Source organism: Streptomyces poonensis (assembly GCF_014650915.1).
GTDB classification, from domain to species: domain Bacteria; phylum Actinomycetota; class Actinomycetes; order Streptomycetales; family Streptomycetaceae; genus Streptomyces; species Streptomyces poonensis.
This window is the reverse complement of record NZ_BMVW01000026.1, coordinates 44564-63406: the sequence shown is the minus strand read 5'-3', so window position 1 is coordinate 63406 and position 18843 is coordinate 44564. Positions and strand designations below refer to the sequence as shown.

Genomic DNA, 18843 nt, shown 5'->3' with positions numbered 1-18843 from the left:
CCTTGGGTGAATTCACCTATATTCGCAACATGGCGACTCTTGTTTAGTGTGACCCTTATGGGTGATTCCCCGGAGGGGGTGGGACTTCTCCTGCCCCTTGTCGTGGCCCGGTCTCCCTGCGCCGTGCGGGACGTGAGCGACGCATACTCCGCACGCCGACACGGCCGCGGTCCGCCGACGGCCCCTAGCATCACGTGCTGCCACGCGCAGGCCATCCCGCTGCCGCGCTCCGGCCCCCAGCGCGAAGGAGACTCCGTGTCCATCCTCATCACCGGCGCCACCGGATTCCTCGGCTGCCGCATTCTGCGTGAACTGCTCACCAGAGAGGGCGACGACACCGTCTATGTGCTGGGCCGCGGCGACGGCCAACAGCTGCGAAAGCGCACCGAGGCGGCCGTGACCTGGCTGGACGCCCCGCCCCTGCCGCCAGGGGCCCTCGAACGCCTGCGATTCCTCAGCGGCGACATCACGGTGCCGGGACTCGCACTGTCGGCCGAGGACCGCGCGCGAGCGGTCGACGGCCTCACCGAACTGTGGCACAGCGCGGCGCTGCTGCACTTGCGGGGCGACCCCGCTCCGCTGCACACCGCGAACGTCCTGGGGACCCGGCAAGTCCTGCAACTCGCCCTCGAGGCACCCGCCGCCCATGTGTTCCACGTCAGCACGGCCTACGTGGCGGGTCGCCGCACCATCGGGCATGTACGAGAGGACGACCTCAGCGAGGAGTACGGCTTTCAGACCTCGTACGACGAGAGCAAGTACACCGCCGAACGCCTCGTACACGCCTGGGCCGAGCGCCACGACCGAAGAGCCACCATCCTGCGGCCCAGCCTGCTCATGACGGACCGGGCCATTCCACCGGGGCTGCCCGCGCAGCCACTTGACGCCCTGCTGCGCTTGCTCGACGACGGTGCCACCCGCAGCCGCAGTGTGACGCGGTACCTCACCAGTGCACGGCTTCGGGGGGAGGCCCTGCACATCCGTGTCCAGGCCGACGCCGCGGGCGAGGGCAATGTGCTCCAGGCCGAGTACGCGGCGAAGGCCATGGTGCGGGCAGCCGACAGCCCGGACGTACCGGCGGGTGTGCGCACTTTGCACGTGACGCACCCGCACAACGTTTCCGCAGACGCGGCCGCCACGGCGCTGGAGGCCCGTTATGCGGGCATCTCCGTGCAGTTGGTGTCCGAGGTGACCGACCCCACGCCGCTGGAAGCCCTGATCGCAAGCCAGGGCGAAACGGCGCTGGCCTTCAGCGCCCACCGCCGCACCTACGACCGCACGCAGCTTTTGCGAGCCGTGGGCGACCTGCCGGATCCGGAACCCATTGACGCCGCCTACCTCGCCCGCGCCTTCGGTGCGACGAAGGCGCCCCTGCCGGTGTGATCCGAGCACACCGGGCCCGGCCGGCCGCCACAGCAGGACGGCGAGGCGGCCGGCCGCTCACCTGCCCCAGCACCCCAGCGCACGCCGAGCGGCGGGAGCGACGCCGGCGTTCTGGGCGACAGCAGATTCCGCTCGAGACCACCGGCCGACGGCGCGCACATCCCTCATCCGTACGTAGGGGACGGGCACGGGCGGTACGGCGGCCGTGGACAGGGTCAGCGGCAGCAGGCCGAAGACGCGCCCGCGCAGGACGGCCGCCCGCAACAGCACGCGGCCGGACAGGGTGACACGCCGGGCGGTCGTGCACGATCCGACCTGGTCCGCGGCGCCCGAATAGTGGATGCGAGCGCCGTCCACAACGACGGTCCCCGCTCGGCACACGCCGACGGCATCCAGCCCGCACAGCAGGCCGGTGACGGTCAACTGCTCGGCCTATCGCCGGGCACGACGTGGGGACGGTCGCGGGCCGGGCCACCACTGCGGCGGGTACGGCCCGCGACACGACGGTGGCACCTGCCCTGACCGGGGGCGCCGCGCACGAGGACGCAACCGGCAGGAGCGGCGCGGGCAACAGCGCCGCAGGGTGGACAGCCTTCCTGTCGGACCTTCACCGCGGCCGCTTCCTCGGCGGGCGCCCAGCACAGGCGAAAGATCCGCCGAGCAGTGCGAACAGCATGCCGAGAAGGGAACCGCCCAGATTGGCCAACGGGTAGGACAACAGCCCCAGAAGCCTGACCGCCGCGCCACTCGATCTGGAGGTCGCCGGGCGCGTCCACAGACGCACGGCGCAGCCCAGCAGGGCCGACGCCACGAAGAGGGCACTGCCAGCGTTAGCTGCCTGCAGACTCAACAGAGAGGGGCGCCCGAGCGGGAACGCCCCGAGCTCGACACCGGCAGCGGTGACGAGAAGGCAGGCCGTGACCGGCCGCGACACAGGGGTCATGCGCACAGCCGCACACCTCGCCGTACGGGCATGTCGGCCCGGTGAGCGAAAAGGTCCCGGCCGTCAGGGAGCATGCCTTGAGCCGCAGATCGTGCACGGTGAGCGCGCGCCGGCTGCCCGTAGGACCGGCCACACCCCGCGCTCCGGAACCGTCCAGGGTGGCGGCGTCGCGGCCCATCTCCACGGATGTGAAACGCATGTCCCCGGTGAGGCGGGTGAGGTTGAGCCCCGTGCCGCTGGCGTGCACCGGTTGGTCCGCACCCTGAATGCGGGCGTCGTCGATCCCGACGACGCCCGCCGCGTGATGAGCCCCATGGGCCGAGAAAGATGAGCCATGCGCCGGGCCGGGCGGACCCGCCGCGGCCGTACCAACTGGAAGCGCTTCGCGCTGGTCTCCTGCGCCGTGCCCGCGTTGGCCGCGGGGACCGTGGCCACGACACCGCGGCCGACCGCCGCACGTCCCTTCTGACGGCGGGCAGCAATACACGTGTCCCGCGTTCAGCCTCCTCAACGCAGGACACCGGTCCATTGGCGGCCCGTCACCTACGTCGCGCACTGGAGGAGACGAGCGCGGGCGCCCCGGATCTCAGCCACCGGCGGCGACGATCCCGGCCAGAGCGTGTTCCGCCAGCGCGGCGATCGTCAAAGAGGGGTTCGCGCCTCCGACGTTGCCCGGCAGCCAGGATTTGGCGAGGGCGACCCGGGTGCTGTAGTAGTGCATGGCCGAGGCGGCCGCCGCGGATTTGTCGCCCGTCCAGTCGGAGAGGTGGACGCGCCCGGCGGCACGGTCGTAGCGGAAGCGGCCACCGTGGTCGTGGTCCACGGTCACACCGAAACTCACCACGGCGGGGAGCGCCTCGCAGGACGGCAGCATCCAGTTCTCGACCAGGGGCGGAAGAGCGAACTCATGGTGCAGGAAGGCCGCCGAGGCGCTCGGTGCCGCCTGGCTGCCGCCGTGGAAGACCAGGGGCTGGCTGCGCAGGTTGAGCTGGTCGCCGTTGTCGCCGAACCCCGTGCCGATACCGGCGGACAGGTCGGGAAGGTCGCCCCGCTCCCGCGCGGCGACCAACAGGCGGTTGGTGTTGAGCGTCCCGGCCGCCACGAACAGCATGTCGCAGCTCAACTCCCGTTCCCCTACGACCGAACCGTCGGTGTCCAGCCGGTGCACGCCCACGAGATACCCGCCGCGCCGCCTCGGCCGCAGCGAGACCACCTCGTGGTGGGGACGCAGCCGCACATGGCCGGTGGCCACCGCGGCAGGCAGGTAGCTACGGGTGAGGGACTTCTTCGCCCCGTTGCCGCAGCCGAAGTCGGACTGGCCCACAGTCGCCGACAAGGGCGCGCCACCTGCAAGTTCACGGCGGATAACGGACCAGTCGAAGGTCGAGTGCAGAGGGAAGGTGCGCCAGCTCGCCCGTCGCACCTGGCGGTCCCACACCCGTGAGTGGGTGAAGGGCGCCGAACGGTAGATGTCACCGGGCAGCGTGCTCGCGCCGAGCATGGCGCGAACCTTGGGGAAGCAGGTGTGAAGAAACGCGTCGTAGCGCAGCCCGGCAGGGTAAAGGGTTTCGAAGTAGCGGCGGGGCGGCGCGAGAGTGACGCCCGTGTACACCACCGATCCGCCGCCGACCGCGGCGGCGCAGGCGATGTCCAGGCCGGACTCCTGGGACACCTCCATGACACCGGTACCCGGCCGTACGGGCACCGGCAGCATCGCCGGCCACCGGGCGGTGGCACGCCGCCAGAACATGGTGTCGGTGATCCCGTGCGCGGAGCCGAGTACCGGCCGCTCAGGGGCGACGGGCCATTCCCGGCCGCGTTCGAGGACCAGCGTGTCGACCCCCACCCGGCCCAGACGCAGGGCGGCCACGGACCCCCCAGAACCGGACCCGATCACGATGGCGCGGAAGTGACCGCGGCGGCTGTCGCCGGCTGAGCGGCCGCCGCCTTGGGCGGCGGCCGTGTCGGCGAGCCCGGCCAGCGAGCCGTTCATGGCGAGACCGATAAGAGCACGACGGGACAAGGGCACAGGGCCTCCACATGTGATGCATGAGGCACGGACGTGGACGCGAAATAGTGCGACGGGGGGCGGCTATGCCGGACCTGCTGAAGAGGTCCTCGGGCGCAGCAGCTGGAAAACGAGCCCTCAAGCGCCAAGTCACCTACCTGCGGCCGACCGTGTCAGTGCGCACCCGCAGCCGCCCAAGTCGGCGAGACGTGGCTCCCCGACGCGTCACCACACGGCTCGGCAGCGACAGCCTGAGGATGCTCCGCCACGTGCTGAAGAACTGCCTGTGCAGCGGCCCGGTGTTGTACGGCAGACCGTACTTGTCGCAGACCGCACGGACCTGAGGGGCGATCTGTGGGTAGCGCCGGGAGGGCATGTCAGGGAACAGGTGGTGCTCGATCTGGTGGCCGAGGTGGCCGGTCATGATCTGGAACAACCTGCCTCCGTCGAAGTTCGCGGTACCGAGCAGCTGGCGGTAATACCAATGGCCCCTGCCCTCGTCGGCCAGTTCCTCCTCGGTGAACGTCACTACGCCGGCGGGGAAGTGCCCGCAGAAGATGAGCGCGGACGTCCACAGATCGCGCAGCACCTTCGCGCAGGCGTTGGCGGCGAGGGTGGAGAAGAAGAACGGGCCGGTGAGTGCGGGAAAGAGCACGTACTCGCGCAGCACGCGGACGCCGATCTTGCGGCGCAGCCGACGGTGGATCTCGCGGTTCTCCGACCAGGCCCGCTCGCGGCGCAACAGCCGGTCGACCTCCAGGTCGTGAAGCGCGAACCCCCAGTCCAGCAGCAGCATGAGCAGGGCCGCGTACAGGCCGTTCCCAAGGTAGTAGGGATGCCATTTCTGCTCCGGGCTCACACGCATGATCCCGTATCCGATGTCCCGGTCCTTGCCGAGCACATTGGTGAACGTGTGATGTACGTAGTTGTGTGAGCGACGCCAGTCCTTGGAGGACGCCAGTCCTTCCCACTCGACGTTTTGCGAGCTGAGAGCGGGATCGCCCATCCAGTCGTACTGGCCATGCAGGACGTTGTGGCCGATCTCTTCTCTGTTCAACAGCGAGGAGACGGCCAGGCAGACGACGGCGGCCACCCACACCGGCGGCAGGAACCCCAGATAGAGCAGGGCGCGTCCGGCGAGTTCCAACCGGCCTTGCAAGCGCAACAGTCGACGGATGTACTCGGCGTCCGGTGTGCCGAGATCGGCCATGACGGCGTCGCGGACGGCGTCCAAGTCACGGGCCAGTCCATCGAGTTGCTCCGAAGTGAGGCGCGGAACGGGCATGATGGGGGTACGCATGCTTCTCCGAATCAGAGGTCCAGGGTCACGTCGCCGTACGGTGCGGACACGCACAGCCGAATCTGCTCCTCCTCCACATGCGACACCTCACCATTGAGCAGGTGACGTACAGTCCCGCCGAGCTTGCGGCTGGTGCATGTCGTGCAGATGCCCTGACGGCACCCGAAGGGCGGCCGCAGACCGCTGGCCTCGGCCAGTTCGAGGAGGGAGACGCCGGCGGCAGGGGCGGAAACCCCGCTCCGGGCGAAGATCACCTTGGCGTGCGGCACGGAGTGCGTCGTTGGCGCAGCGGTCGGGGCGACCGGCGCCGCGAAGTTCTCGGTATGCAGCCGGTCCGCCAAGCCGCGCGCCGTCCAGATACCGCGAACCGTCTCCACCAGATCCGGCGGCCCGCTCACGTACGCGTCGGCCGCTGCGACATCGACGACATCGACGCCGACGGCAGCGAGATGCTCCTCCGACAGGTGCCCGTACAGGTCTCCTCCCGTGCGTTGAGCGGTGTATGCGCGCACCACGGTGAGGTGCGGGCGGTGTCGGGTCATGTCTTCGAGTTCGTCCCGGTACAGCATGTCCGCTTCGGTACGTGCGTAGTGCAGGAACGTGACTCGACCCGAATGGTGCTCGTCGTGCAGAGTACGAAGTATTGACATCAATGGAGTGACGCCGCTTCCCGAGCCGATCATCAGCAAGTGTGCCGGCCGTCGCTCGGGCAGGGTGAACTCCCCCTGTGCGGGCGAGACGGTGTACATCTCGCCGGTCGTCGCGCGGTGCTTGAGGTAGGGCGACACAATCCCGTCAGGGTTGACTCTCGCCGAGATCTCAATCGACCGGTCCTTGCGGTGGGCCGATGAGGCGAGGGAAAAGCACCGATGGCGTCGCACACCGTTCACCTCGACACCGAGACGGACGTACTGACCCGCTTCGAAGCCGCGCCAGTTGGCGTTGGGCCGCAGGACCAGCGTCACCGTGTCCGGTGTGTCAGGTGCTGGATCTGGGTGACCCGGGCCCGGATCTCGCACGTCGACCACATGGGATTGAGAGCAGCCAGGTAGTGGTCAACGCCGTTCGGCGCCGCCAGGACGTTCAGTAGCGGCGAGGTCAACAAGCGGCGGAACGGCTTCACAGGGGCTCCTCGGGAGGATGTGCCGGAGGCGAGGGTGAGGGGAGAGCCAGAGCGAGAACGCGTGGTCGCCATGCGACATCGGAACTCTACGCGTACGCGCGACCGCGTACGGCGACGAAGCGCGAACTGGAGAGCGTACCCGCATCGTGGTCCGCGACACTTCTGAGCACCCCGCAGAAGGTTCCGACCAGCGGTGCTCGTGACCAGCTGATCCGACCGGTGCTCTACGGGACGATGGGGCCGTCCCCCTTGTCTGGGTGTGCCGACAGGACATAACTGGTAGCGGAGCGGCTGGACAGGCCGAAGAGTCCATCAGCCGGAGGGGGTCGGCGCTGTGGCGCGCCTCGTCGATGATGCGGTCGGGCCTCCGGCAGCGCGACCTGCCCGATGTACAGGGTGAGCTGGCGCGGCCGCCCCGAGGGCAGGGTCTCTCCGTGCAGTTCGCTCTGAGCCCAGGGATTCTCCTCACCCAGGCGGACCGCCAGCAGGCAGGGCAGACACACGCCCGCCCGGGTGACGGGCATGACCCAGGCGCAGCGGCGGCACGGGGCGTCGCTCCAGCCGTCGCGGCCCGAGGGCACGCGCCGCCAGGCCCACGCGCACCGCAGGCACAGGGCATCCTGGTTCACCGCTCCCCAGCTCGCACAGGTGCGGCACGAACCCACCAGTCGAAAGCCCCTGATCATGGCTGACTCCCATCAGTTCGGCGGGAGCCGGCGGCGGGGTCCGCCACCGCCCGGCCGCGGAGCCGGGCGAGCGGGACCGCCGTCTCCAACAGCCCGCTGCTCGGTGTTGGGGCGGTCTTCGACGGCGGCCACCGGTTCGGCCTCCATCAGGTCCGCGACCGGGCACTGCAGGGCGGCGCAGATCATGTCAAGGCCCTCCAGCCGGATGGTGACCGGCTTGTTGGACCACAGCGCGGCCACCTTGCTCAAGGACGACGTGAACCCCACGTCCCAGAAGGCCGCCTGCAGCTGCGTCGGGCGCCAGATGTCCCGCTTGGCCGCGGCCCAGCGCAGATTCCACTTCACGGACTCACGCCTCCGTACTCAGCCGGCGAACCGCACGCCGGGACGACTCCAAGCTCGCCCGCTCCGGATCTCCCTGGGCGGTCGCGAGATACCCGACCGTGGTGGAGGCAAAGACGTGACCGAGCAAGACCTGCACGTCCCACAACGGCATCCCCGCCTCATAGTTGTGGGTCGCGCAGGCGTGGCGCAGCAGATGCGGGAAAAGCACGCTGACCGGGCCGCGCAGATGCTCGCGCGAGGCCATCTTCAGCGCGCGCCGGAAAGTGTCCGGCACCACCGGAGGCGCGGGCAGGCCCTCTATGCCGGCCAGGGACTTCGCCAGCCGCTCGGAGGGAAACAGCGGCGCACGCGGATCACTGGGATCATCCGCAAACTCACCCCTCACTTCCTCGACATACCACCACAACAGTTCGCGTCCCTCAGCGAAGAGGAACGCTTCGCGATCCCGCGGTCCGGAACCGCCGGCCCCCTTGCCGTGGACCAGGAAGCGGCCCCACTGTCCGTTCTCCCAATGCACGTCCCCCAGCTGCACCGGGCGCAGCTCCGCCGCCCGGACCCCGGAGATGTACGCCACCTTCGACATCACGTAGCTGCGGACCGCCACCGGGTACTTCCGCGCCCGTGGCAGCGCCTCGCGCCACGCGGCGAAGAATTCCTTCGTCGCCCTCGCCGACGGCGGGATCCGCAGCCCGAAGTGCCCCCGGTGCACAGGCCGGTTGAACGCGTCGACGGGTGACTCGACCACCGCTCCGAACCGGCGATTGATCTCACCGGCATACCGCTGCTCGAGAAAGGCGTTCTTCGATCGCACCGTGGAGGGACGCGGCCGCTTGCCCGGGCCCGCGAAGTACCCGTCCAGTTGTCGCGAGCTCAGGTGCCACGGCATGACGTCGTAGTAGGCGCAAATCTCCAGCACCGGCTGGACCAGCGCTTCCAGGGTCCGGGGCGACAGCCCCGCGACATCCCGCGCCCACACGTCTTCAGCGAGAGAGTCCTGGAAGAGCGCGCGCTCGGCTTCAGCGGACACGGTCGCCGCGCTCTGCCGTTGCAGCGTCAGGACGTCAGCCAGGCCCGGCTCGGGCTCACGGTACCTGCCAGGCCGGTTCTGCGCAGCGACATCGCCGCCCGTGATGAGGGAGAAGCGGCGAGTCCCGGAATCCGTCACAGACAGGCAGATTGCCGAGAGAACTCCTGAAATCCGAGAGTGCTCGTCAGATTCCTACACTTTGAGGTGACTTGTTCGCCTACGGCCTTGACACCTGTCCCTCGTGCTCGCGCAGTGAGGGTTCGCCCGCCGCCCAGGCCATCAGCAACGCCGTCGACATGGTCCGGGTAGGGCTCGTCATCGTGTTGCCCCTGTCCTCCTGCGGCCCCAGGCAGGCCCCCATGGGGATGTACACGACAAACGATCGACCTGTCCACACTCCCTCGCAATCAGGGGCTTTACGAATGCAGTTGCAACGTTGCTCTACCTATCTACCGCATCGCAGGTCAGCGGCATGATCCAACAACGATAGTTGCCATCACTGCAGTTCAGAGCCCATCGAATTCCTGTAGCTGGAACTAGCGCATCACAGGTCAGGGGCCTCCTCATGTTGCAACTACATAAGTAACTGACAGCCAGCAGACCCTTCGCGATGCGGGCCACCATGGAGGCCGCGAGCCGCTCGCCCGGCAGCGCGATGTGCTGGGCTTCGGCCGCCTCGATGACGGCGCGGGCGAGCTCGGAGGCGTTCTTGACGCCCCGGTTGCTCAGCCAGGATTCGAGGCGGCGGACACCGGTGCGGCGGATCGCGCCCGGCCTCTGGTAGCCGGTCAGCAGCATGACCGGACCCCGGCCCTTGCGGGGCAGGACCCGCTCCAGTGCCGGGAAGATTTCTAGGAGCTGTTCGCGCAGCCGGTTGATCTGCCGGGTACGGTCGTTGACGAGGTCGAGGCGGCGGCCGGTGAGGATGCGCAGGTCGACGGCGGTTTCGTCGCCGAGCCGCAAGAGTCCGAGGTCCTGGCGCATGCGGGCCTGGCCGGCGATGACGTGGGCGTCCTTGGCGTCGGTCCTGCCCTGGCCGCGGTAGCCGGCCGAGGCGCGGTGGACGGCCAGGCCGGTGAGGTACACCATCGGCTGCCCGGCGTCGAGCAGGAGCCCGATGAGCAGGGCGGCGCTGCCGTGATTGGTGTCCATCGCCCACAGCACCTCGCCCCGGTCGGCGAGTGCGAGCACCTCCCGGATGAGCTCCAGCAGCTCGGGCTCGTCGTTGCCGACGCGGCGCGACAGCCGCCGTTCGCCCTGGGCGTCGAGCACCACGCAGTGATGATGCTCCTTGCCTACGTCGACCCCGGCCCAGATCGTGAACATGGCCGCCTCCGTCAGCTGTTCGCTTTGCGGTCCCGCGGACGGCCTTGCCGACGTTGTCCTACACAGCGACACAGCGATCAAGTCGCGTATCCCAATGAGCGGTTGTGACCGTCACGGGCTCCGGTCGGCCAAGTCCTTTCAGCCATCGAGCGGCGACAAGCTCACTCCCATACCCGGAGTCCTCGGGCTCACCGATCCTACGAATGACCGGCGTGGGCCCGCGTCAGAACGGTAGGACAAGCTGAGCTGCTCGGCGACCGGGTCGGCGTCGGCCAGGTCCTGGGCGGTGAGGGCGATGCCGGTGAGGCGGGAGCGCTGGAGGCCGGCGGCGGCCCAGCAGCCGGTAGGCCATCGCGCGCAGGTCGTCGTACGCGGAGGCCGCGGTCAGGCGGCGGATCTTTCCCCAGCCGGCCCCGCCGGCGCAGCGCAGCGTCATCTGCGGTGCCCGGGCCGCCTGGCTGCGCCCGGGCAGCCAGGCGGCCGAGCCGGACCACGCAGTCGAGCAGGGCGGCCCCGACTTCGGCGCCGTCCAGGGTGTGCCGGGCGAAGACGTGGCTGTTGACGCCGCGGTGCCCGGGGCTTCGGAGGTGGAGCGGCGACCCGGCAGCAGTCGCACCAGGACCTGACGGCCAGGGCATGGGCAAAGGTGCACGAGTGGGAGCAGGTCCGCGCCCGGCAGGCTGCCGCCGCTCAGGACCGCGCCCGTGGCCCCGGTCAGGCTGCCCGCACCGCGCCCGGCCGCCGTCGCCCCGGCCCCGCAGCATGCGGCCTGCCGGAGAAGAGCACCTGGTACCTGGTCACCGACCTGCCCCGCCACGGCGGCCCACGAGTCGCCGAGTCGCCTCACGCGCCCGCCGATCTCGCTGAGGTGGTGCGGATCCACGGCGTCCGCGACTGGATCGAGCAGAGCCACAAGCAGGTCAAGGACGAGCTGGGCTGGGCCGACTCCCAGATCCGCACCGACCGCGCGATCCGCCGCCGTCGGACCCTGGTCAACCGCGCGTTCTCCTTCTGCCGGCATGCCGGTCTGCCCCCGGCCCCCGACCCGCCGCCAGAGAGGGGGCATCCGGCCGCCCGGCGGCCCCGTTGGCCACAGACTCCGCGGGCCGGCCGCAGCCGGCTGACCCCGGCCATCATGCTGCAACGCTGGTGGAAAGCCTGGTCCAGCACGCCCCCGCCGGCACCACTGCCGGACCTGATCGACGCCGTCAGCCACGGCCAACGACTCAACCCCTACCTGCCCCCGCCCTGACAAACCACCGGTAGCCAGGGGTGGAGCCGGAGCCGGTCCTCCAGGGCCGGCACGATCAACGCCCACGAATGATCCCGGTACCCCGGCACTCGAAGTTCTGCGCACGGCAGGGGCCGCACCTCTGCGACGGCCCGCATGAGACCGCTCCGCCCGGCTCCGGCGGCGGCGCGGTCGGCTTCGAGGGGCAGTCCGTCGTTCGTGTGATAGCCGAGCTCAGCCCTGCACAGCCGCCTCGTTCTCCTTCTCCCCCGTTGCCTTACCGGTCGTGGCGGACCGGGCGTCGTAGCGGCGCAGCGCCGGGAACGCGCAGGCGAGGATCACCGCCCCAACGACGCAGGAGACGCCGCCACTCACCACTCCGGTCACGGGGGAGGTGAACTGGGCCACCGCGCCCGACCGGAGTTCGCCGAGCCGGGGGCCGGCCGCGCTGACCACGAAGTCCAGGCCGCTGAGCCTGCCGCGCAGCTGGTCGGGTGTGCTGACCTGAAGGACCGTGGTCCGGAAGACATCGCTGACGACGTCGCATGCGCCCGCGGCCATCAGCATCAGCAGTGCCAGCCACAGGGCGGTGCTGAGCCCGAAGCCGATCAGGGCCAGGCCCCAGAGCGCGCCCGCCGCCATCATCGCCCTGCCCTGGCGACGGGTATGGCCCAGCCACCCGGAGAACACGGAGGCGAGGATCCCTCCCACGGCAGGGGCTGCGTAGAGCAGGCCCAGCGTCTGCGAGCCGCCGTCGAAGCGGGTCTCGGCGAGAGCGGGGAAGAGGGCGCGCGGTGCGCCGAGCACCATCGCGTTCAGGTCGACCAGGAACACGGCGGCGATCAGCGGGTGTCGACGGGCGAAGCGCACACCGTCCACCACGGCGGCCACACCGGGGCCCGGGCCGCCGCCCTCGGGGGTCATCGCCCGGAGCCGGAGCACGGCGTACAGGCCGACGAGGAAGGTGACGGCGTCGAGCACATAGGCCGTCTCGAGGCCTGCAGTCGCGATAACGACACCGGCCACCAACGGTCCGACGGTCATGCTGGCCTGGAAGGAGAGTTGGGACAGCGCGCCGGCGGCGGGCAGGTGTTCCGCGGGCAGCAGCCGGGGGATGAAGGCCCGCCGGGCGGGCTGGTCGAGGGCGAACAGACAGGAGTGCAGGACAGAGAGCGTGTACAGCAGCGCCACATTGCGCAGGTCCAGCACCGCCTGTGCGGCCAGTAGCAGAGCGACGACGGACAGGCCGCTGCTGGTGATCAGGACGAGTCTGCGCCGGTCGAAGGCGTCCGCCAGAGTGCTGCCCAGCACCCCCATGACGACCAGGGGGACGAACGTGGTCAGGCCGAGCGCGCCGACGGCCAGAGTGGAGTGGGTGAGGGCGTAGACCTGGAACGGCAGTGCCACCGCCGTCATCTGACTGCCGATCGCCGAGAGCGACTGCCCGACCCACAGCCGGCGGTACTCGGGGGACACCCTCAAAGGACGGGTGTCGGCCAGTAAGCGTCGGCGGGGTGTGCGCTTCGAGGGTTTCGTTTCGTCCACTTCGGCTCCGTCAATCGGGGTCGCTCGGCTTCCGGGGCGGCTCAGACAGCCGGCAGTGCCCTGCTCGTGCCGCCCTCCGGGCCGACGAGCGGGGCGGCGCCCGCCATCGCACGCTGAATCAGCCGTTCACCCGAGCCGTGATCGAGTACATAGTTGTGCAGCAGCCGCACATTATCCCAGACGGCGATGTCACCCTCGTCCCACTTCCAGCGGACGGTGCGTTCAGGGACCAGGGTGTGGGCGAGGAACAGGTCCAGCAGGGTGCTGCTCTCCAACTGGGAGAACCCGTCGATGCCGGTCACGCAGTTCGGGTTGAGGACGAGCGACTTGCGGCCGGTTCCCGGGGCGACGGCCACCAGGGGGTGGGTGACGACGGGCAGGGCGAGCAGCCGGTTCCTGCTCTCCTCGTCGTGGCCGGGGAGCAGCCAGTCGCTGTACAGGAGTTTGGCGTCGTGCGGGCAGCTGAGCCGGTCTGCGAGGTCTCGCAGGGGACGGGCCAGGCCGTCGTAAGCGCCGGCGAGGTCCGCGAAGAGGGTGTCCCCGCCGAACGGCTGCACGGTCACGGCCTGGAGCAGTGAGTAGACCGGGACGTCGCGGAGGAAGGTGCAGTCCACGTGCCAGTTGGTGGCATGCCGGTTGTAGCGGTCGCGGCAGCGAGTGTCCTCCGCGGTCACCCCGCCCGTCTGGTTGGCCAGCACATGCGGATGGCCGGCGAGTCCGGGCTTGAGGGGGTGGGCGGGTTGCAGCGGGCCCAGCAGGGAGGCGAACCGGGTCAGGTCAGCCGGATCCGTCGACTGGCCACGGAAGAACAGCACTCCGTGTTCCTCGACGAGCCGCGCGACCGCCTCGGCCGTCGCGCCGTCCGCCGCGCGGACGTCCACGCCGGTGACCTCGGCGCCGATACTGCCCGTGAGGCGCCTGACCCGCAGGCCGGTGCCCTGTTCGACGGTGCTCCGTGTCACCTCTGTACTCCTCTCAGTACGGCGTTCTCCATTGCGCCCTGCCCGTAGACACTGACCACACCGCTCTCCCCCGAGGGGAAGTAGCGGGCGTAGCAGCCGCCCGGCCGGCCACCGAACACCATGGGACTCAGAACGGGAGCGACGGCGACCCGTTCGGCGCGGGTCCCCGACGCGTCGCACATCTCCAGTTCGTACGGCACCGACTCGGTGTACTCCTGGACGATCGTGTCCCCCTCGGCGAGGGCGCGTTCCAGCTCGGCCGCCCACTGCGCGGGAGTGCTCAGCAGGCCGATGAGGACCTCGCGGCCCATCATGCCGATGGCCTTCTTCAGGACGAACCGTTCCCTGGCGGACAGGAGGAGTTCGGGCAGGTCGAACGTGCGCCCGTGCCAGTCCGCCTTGGTGTCGCCCACGACTCTGCTCCAGGGGACGTACCGCCCCACGAGCGCGCGGTCCGCCCCGGTCATCCAGGGCAGCCCCTCGGAGAGCCAGGCCAGCACCTTCTTGTTGGCGAGCAGATAGCTGCTCTGCGGCGGAAGCAGCAGGCATCCCGCGGCCAGCACCGATCGCACCGGGTCCAGCGACTGGCCGCGGCTGGTCCAGTCGGCGGTGGCGAAGTAGCGCAGGCCGACGGGAAAGTCCAGCCGTTCGGGCAGGCCGAGGCCATGGGGCAGCCGGTCCGGTTCGAAGAACTCGGCGCGCAGACCGCGGCGCCGCAGGACGTCGACCTCGATGTCGTAGTAACGCGACGTGGCCGCCTGGTCCTGTTCGTAGGGGCTGCCCACCAGGGCGACCGCACGCGGCAGCCCGAGGTCCTGGCAAACCTGGTCGAAGAAGGCGGCGCGCGCCTCCAACGGGTCGTGGCCGGTGAACGGAGCGCCGTCGTGGCCGCCGTACACCTCGGTCCAGACGCGGGACAGCAGATGGGTCTCGGCGGGGCCGCCGAACGCGCCGCTCACATTGAACTCGATGAACCGCGGGCCCTGCGGGCCGAGGATCACGTCGGGGCGGGCCATCGCGGCGCAGTAGCGCTCCTCGAAGGGGTCATCGTCGGTGAAGAGCGGGTAGTCGTCGCCGTCGGGAGCGAGTCCGAGCGCCGCCAGTCTCCCGGCGCGGGTCGGCGCCGACTCCAGCACCGCGCGGCGCAGCAGGGCCAGCAGCCCGGTCGCGGCGGTGAACAACTCGTCGTACGCGGGTCCGGGCAGCACGAACGGCTCCAGGGGCGCCCGCTCGGTCTCGATACGGGTGCCGCAGTCGCGCAGTTCGTATTGAAGCGTCCGGAGCACCTCGGACACCGGCCAGCGGCGTACGAGAGCGGACCGGGCGGTGCCGGGGCGGGTGAGTGCCCGTTCGGTCACCGGTACTCCCTCCGTCGGTCCGGCCGGGCGGGGAGCGCGCCGGCGAGGAACTGGTCGAGGTCGACGAACCGCGGCTCGGCCAGACCCGGGGTCCGCCAGCGCAGGCCGGTTCGGGGCGGCCGGTCGTGGTCGTGGAAGTAGACGGGCCGCAGCGTCCCCCGGCCGTCGACGGCGACCGGCGGATTGCTCACCAGGAAGTCGCGCAGCGGCTCGCTGTCGCGGCGCGCCCGGAGCCAGATCCGCTGCCCGCCCCAGTGATTGGCGGGGAGTGAGACCTCTGGGTGGATCTTCCGCTTGAACTGGAAGGTGCCCTTGCTGAGGAAGGGTTCGCAGCCGCCGAGGTCCACGGTGTCCGCGCCGTGGCGGGCGGCCCAGTCGAGCACTTCGATGTACAAGGCCATCGAGACGCCGGAGCGGTAGTGGGTGGTGTCACCGTCGAGCACTCCGGCCAGCCGGATCACCAGCTTGCGCCCGGACCGCTCCCATTTGCACAGCATGCCCGCCACGCGGGTGCCGGAGTCGCGCAGGAAGAGGAGGGCTCCCCCGCGGAAGATGCAGGAGTACGCACTGCCGCGGGGTTCGGAGCGGGCGGCGGCGCCATGCCGGTGGGCCATGGTGGGCTGGTGCATACGGTCGTAGAAGAAGTCGAAGTCGGCCGTGCCTGTGGCGCGTTCGAGGGTCCAGGTACGGCGGGTGCGCTGACGGCGGTAATGGCCGCGGTCCTTGGCCGACACCCGCTCCAGGGGTGCGGTGCCGCCGCCGACGGGGACCTGGAGCGAGAGGCGCAGCGGCAGCAGCAGCGCCTGGCGGCTGGGGAGACGTCGTGCCTTGGCAGCAGTGCAGGCGAGCACCAGCAGATCGGGGGTGGCGGTGAGGGCCGCGGCACCGGTGGTCCGGCGGACGGCGGGTCCCGCGTGGGGCTCGCGACGTTCCTCCAGGAACGGCAGGGTCAGTCCGACGCTCTCCGCGGGGCCCCGGCAGCCGATGGTCAGTTCCCCCTCGGCCGTGTGGGAGACGAGGCCGGTCGGGCGGGTACCGTGCAGGGCGTCGACGGCGCGGTGGGCGCCCAGGACGATGCGTCCGTCGCCGTTGCGCCAGCGATAGCCGAGGCCGTCCCACAGTGCGCTCAAGGGCATCGTTCCTCCAGCCGAGGCCGTGCCGCACGCCGGCGCAGCCGGTCGCGTACGGTCTTCAGTTCCGTCTGTGCCTCGTCGAGCGCGGTGGCCGCGAAGCCCTCCGCCAGGGCGGGGGCGTATGCGGTGACGGCTGCCTGGGCCGGTCCGGTGAAGCGGACCCGGCCGTCGTGGACAGTCACTCCGTCGCCGGTGCCGACGCGCTGGTTCCATTCGGTGGCCTCCTGCTCGGTGAGGAGCGGCGGAAGGTCGAGGGTCAGCGTGCCGTCGCGCGCCGTCACGGGGTAGCCGCCGGGCAGTCCGTGCGGGCCGGGGAGCGAGGTGTACAGCGTGTGGCCGTGCGCGAGCGCGGCGATCAGGAGGGCCGCGGTGTGTCCGGTGACGAGGTTCAGCCGCTCCCGGTCGGTGGTGCGCTGCCGGGTCAGTAGTGCGGTCACGTCGGGAAGGGGTGCGCCGTCGAGCCAGGCTCGCGCCTCGTCGGCGGGGTCGGCGGGCGGGTGCAGATGGACGTGGTGGGCGAGGACCTTGAGCCGGGGTGTGGGGCCGAGACCGAGGGCGTGGCCGAGAGATGCCGCCACCAGGCCGGCGTTGCCGATGCCGCAGAGCACCGGCAGGTTCAGTGTCTTGAGCAGGGGGTTCACCGCGTCGGGGAAGCAGGCATTGATCAGCAGGGTGTCGGGGGCGGCGTCGGCGACGGCGCGGGCGGCCCGTACCGGTATCTCCGCCTGCAGAGGCAGGGTGAGGCCGAACCCGGCCTCCGCGATCAGGTCGGTCCAGGCGCTGGGGTGCCGGGTGCGTTCCCACGGCGACTGGGAGGAGGCGCAGACGACGAGCAGCCGGGGGCTGGTGCGGGCCAGCAGTTCCGTGACGGCGGGGCTGCCGGGATCGACGTACGCCGCGTCGAAGTCGATGGGTGCGCCCGACAGCAGGGCTCTGCTTCCGGCCAGATAGGCGATCTCGTCCGCGGCTCGCACGTCGCGGCCCGCGACGGTGACGCGCAGCGGGCCCGACCGGGTGGCGGCCAGCGAGCAGCACACCGAACGGGCCAGCGACCCGGTGCCCAGCACGACCAGGTGAGGCGCGCCGCTCAACGCTTCCACACCGCGGCGGCCACGTCCTCGACCGAGTGCACCACGTGGTAGTCGGCGGCGCCGACCGCGTCGTAGTCGCCGCGGGCGTAGGTGCCGCTGCCGTGGACGACGACGGGGCCGTCGCCGACAAGGTCGCGGTCGATGGCGTTGAGGACGCCGGTCAGTGCCATGACGAGCGACCACTCGGTGAGGGTGCGCGGGTCGTCGGGGAGCCGGGCGGCGGTGTCGGCGAGCAGCCCGAAGACCAGCGGATAGCGCTCCAGGCACTCCTGGAGCGAGACGACGATGCCCGCCCCGCCGTGTCGGCCGATCAGCTCGTTCATGGCCGGGGAGGTCGCGGGGCGCTGGGTGTAGAAGGTCGGGTCGAGCACTTCGTCGAGCCGGTGCACGGTCCGCGGGAAGGAGGGGTCCTCGTGCTGGACGTGGAGCCCGGTGGCCGTGTCGAGGGTGTAGCGGGGCAGCCTGGACCGGTCGAAGCTGCCGTACTTCCAGCTGAGCACCATGTCGGGGGTGTTGAGATGCTGCACGAGGAGGGAGGCGGGCCGGCTCTCGGGCGAGGACTCGCCGGACTCCTCCAGGACGGTACGGCCCCGGTGGTAGCCGAGCAGCCCGAAGGCGCTGGAGACGGCGTGCGCGTGCAGCCTCCTGGGGCCGTGGTCGCAGGGGTCGACGCGGTTCTCGAAGAAGGCCCGGGCGGCGTCGGCGATCAGGTAGTTCTCCAGTTCCAGGGAGAACCACAGCCGTCCGCCGGTCTCCCGCGCCCAGGCCCGTGCACGGGCGTCGGCGAAGGCGCGGGCGAGGGGCTTGACGTCCTCGGGCCGCTCCGAGTCGAGGAGCAGCAGGGGGTTGAGGGCCTGGAGTTCGCTGTCCGTGGACAGTCGGGAGCGGCGGAGTTTGGCGTGGCTGGACAGAGGGGCGAGCGTGGTGATCCGCAGTTCGTGGGGTTCGGCCAGGCCGGCTTCCAGGGCGCGCAGGACGGCATCGCGCAGTGCGGTGCCCTTGTTCCCCGAGGTCGGGGTGAAGAGCATGACGGGTGTGCCGGTGCGCCGAATGTGTTCGACGGCTCGCGCAACGATGAGGAGGGAAGCGAACGTCTTGGTCGTCCCGGTCGCCGGGTTGCCGGTGAGGTCCAGGAGGGTGAGCGGGCGGTCCCGGTACGTCCCGAGGGGCTGCCAGCGCGCCGTGGCCGCGGAGTAGTACGCGCGGGTGGCCGGGTCGAGCGCGGGGAAGGCGAAGCCGGGGCGGAACCCCTCGGCCTCGAGGCGGGGACTCGGGTCGGTGACGCAAGCGGCCACCACTGCGGGCAAGCACTCGTAGTGATCGAGGATCAGGTTGCCGGACGTGGTCTCGGTGCCGGCCGGACGTGGGGGCGACGTCATCGT

15 protein-coding genes and 2 pseudogenes are annotated in these 18843 nt (G+C 70.6%); 2 read left to right on the top strand and 15 right to left on the bottom strand.

The features are described 5' to 3' along the window. The first annotated feature begins 255 nt into the window (after positions 1 to 255). Positions 256 to 1383, top strand: a complete 1128-nt coding sequence (locus tag IE242_RS35690) for an SDR family oxidoreductase (RefSeq protein ID WP_189866933.1) — start codon at positions 256 to 258, stop codon at positions 1381 to 1383. A gap of 57 nt (positions 1384 to 1440) precedes the next feature. Here the strand turns inward: IE242_RS35690 and IE242_RS35685 are convergent, their stop codons facing one another. The 9 genes and pseudogenes from IE242_RS35685 to IE242_RS35655 form a co-directional block, all read right to left on the bottom strand. Then, positions 1441 to 1806, bottom strand: coding sequence for a hypothetical protein (locus IE242_RS35685; RefSeq protein ID WP_189866931.1), 366 nt, complete (start codon positions 1804 to 1806; stop codon positions 1441 to 1443). 184 nt (positions 1807 to 1990) lie between these two features. Continuing rightward, positions 1991 to 2326 carry a DUF6114 domain-containing protein gene (locus IE242_RS38400; protein WP_229859924.1) on the bottom strand — a complete coding sequence of 112 codons (336 nt, stop codon included), beginning with the start codon at positions 2324 to 2326 and terminating at the stop codon, positions 1991 to 1993. After that, positions 2214 to 2855: a DUF6230 family protein gene (locus tag IE242_RS39390; RefSeq protein ID WP_373299677.1), complete on the bottom strand. Its 642-nt coding sequence runs from the start codon at positions 2853 to 2855 to the stop codon at positions 2214 to 2216. The genes IE242_RS38400 and IE242_RS39390 overlap by 113 nt, the downstream gene beginning before the upstream one ends. Before the next feature lie 57 nt (positions 2856 to 2912). Next, the gene (locus tag IE242_RS35680) at positions 2913 to 4319 is read right to left on the bottom strand and encodes a GMC family oxidoreductase N-terminal domain-containing protein (protein ID WP_229859915.1); all 1407 of its coding nucleotides are present in this window, start codon (positions 4317 to 4319) and stop codon (positions 2913 to 2915) included. 169 nt (positions 4320 to 4488) lie between these two features. Then, positions 4489 to 5634, bottom strand: a complete 1146-nt coding sequence (locus tag IE242_RS35675) for a fatty acid desaturase family protein (protein ID WP_229859914.1) — start codon at positions 5632 to 5634, stop codon at positions 4489 to 4491. An 11-nt stretch (positions 5635 to 5645) separates the two neighbouring features. Next, positions 5646 to 6599, bottom strand: a complete 954-nt coding sequence (locus tag IE242_RS35670) for a flavin reductase family protein (RefSeq protein WP_189866929.1) — start codon at positions 6597 to 6599, stop codon at positions 5646 to 5648. 856 nt (positions 6600 to 7455) lie between these two features. Further along, positions 7456 to 7788 carry a helix-turn-helix domain-containing protein gene (locus IE242_RS35665; protein WP_189866928.1) on the bottom strand — a complete coding sequence of 111 codons (333 nt, stop codon included), beginning with the start codon at positions 7786 to 7788 and terminating at the stop codon, positions 7456 to 7458. A gap of 4 nt (positions 7789 to 7792) precedes the next feature. After that, positions 7793 to 8953 carry a site-specific integrase gene (locus IE242_RS35660; protein ID WP_373299673.1) on the bottom strand — a complete coding sequence of 387 codons (1161 nt, stop codon included), beginning with the start codon at positions 8951 to 8953 and terminating at the stop codon, positions 7793 to 7795. A 450-nt stretch (positions 8954 to 9403) separates the two neighbouring features. Continuing rightward, a pseudogene (locus IE242_RS35655) lies at positions 9404 to 10141 on the bottom strand (IS110 family transposase); the annotation flags it as partial. Positions 10142 to 10910: 769 nt separating this feature from the next. On the opposite strand from IE242_RS35655, the pseudogene IE242_RS35650 reads away from it, so the two are divergent. Beyond that, a pseudogene (locus IE242_RS35650) lies at positions 10911 to 11407 on the top strand (IS701 family transposase); the annotation flags it as partial. A gap of 199 nt (positions 11408 to 11606) precedes the next feature. Here the strand turns inward: IE242_RS35650 and IE242_RS35645 are convergent. The 6 genes from IE242_RS35645 to IE242_RS35620 all read right to left on the bottom strand — a co-directional run bounded on the left by IE242_RS35645 (position 11607) and on the right by IE242_RS35620 (position 18840). After that, positions 11607 to 12848 (bottom strand): MFS transporter, encoded by a 1242-nt coding sequence (locus tag IE242_RS35645; protein WP_229859913.1) that lies wholly within the window; start codon positions 12846 to 12848, stop codon positions 11607 to 11609. Positions 12849 to 12958: 110 nt separating this feature from the next. Next, a complete protein-coding gene (locus tag IE242_RS35640; RefSeq protein ID WP_189866925.1) occupies positions 12959 to 13879 on the bottom strand; it encodes a TauD/TfdA dioxygenase family protein in 921 nt (306 codons plus the stop codon). After that, positions 13876 to 15237, bottom strand: a complete 1362-nt coding sequence (locus IE242_RS35635; protein WP_189866924.1) for an ATP-grasp domain-containing protein — start codon at positions 15235 to 15237, stop codon at positions 13876 to 13878. The genes IE242_RS35640 and IE242_RS35635 overlap by 4 nt, the downstream gene beginning before the upstream one ends. Then, positions 15234 to 16367, bottom strand: a complete 1134-nt coding sequence (locus IE242_RS35630) for a GNAT family N-acetyltransferase (RefSeq protein WP_189866923.1) — start codon at positions 16365 to 16367, stop codon at positions 15234 to 15236. The genes IE242_RS35635 and IE242_RS35630 overlap by 4 nt, the downstream gene beginning before the upstream one ends. After that, positions 16364 to 17461, bottom strand: a complete 1098-nt coding sequence (locus IE242_RS35625) for a potassium transporter TrkA (protein ID WP_189866922.1) — start codon at positions 17459 to 17461, stop codon at positions 16364 to 16366. The genes IE242_RS35630 and IE242_RS35625 overlap by 4 nt, the downstream gene beginning before the upstream one ends. After that, positions 17458 to 18840, bottom strand: a complete 1383-nt coding sequence (locus IE242_RS35620; protein ID WP_189866921.1) for a DUF6002 family protein — start codon at positions 18838 to 18840, stop codon at positions 17458 to 17460. The genes IE242_RS35625 and IE242_RS35620 overlap by 4 nt, the downstream gene beginning before the upstream one ends. Positions 18841 to 18843 lie beyond the last annotated feature (3 nt).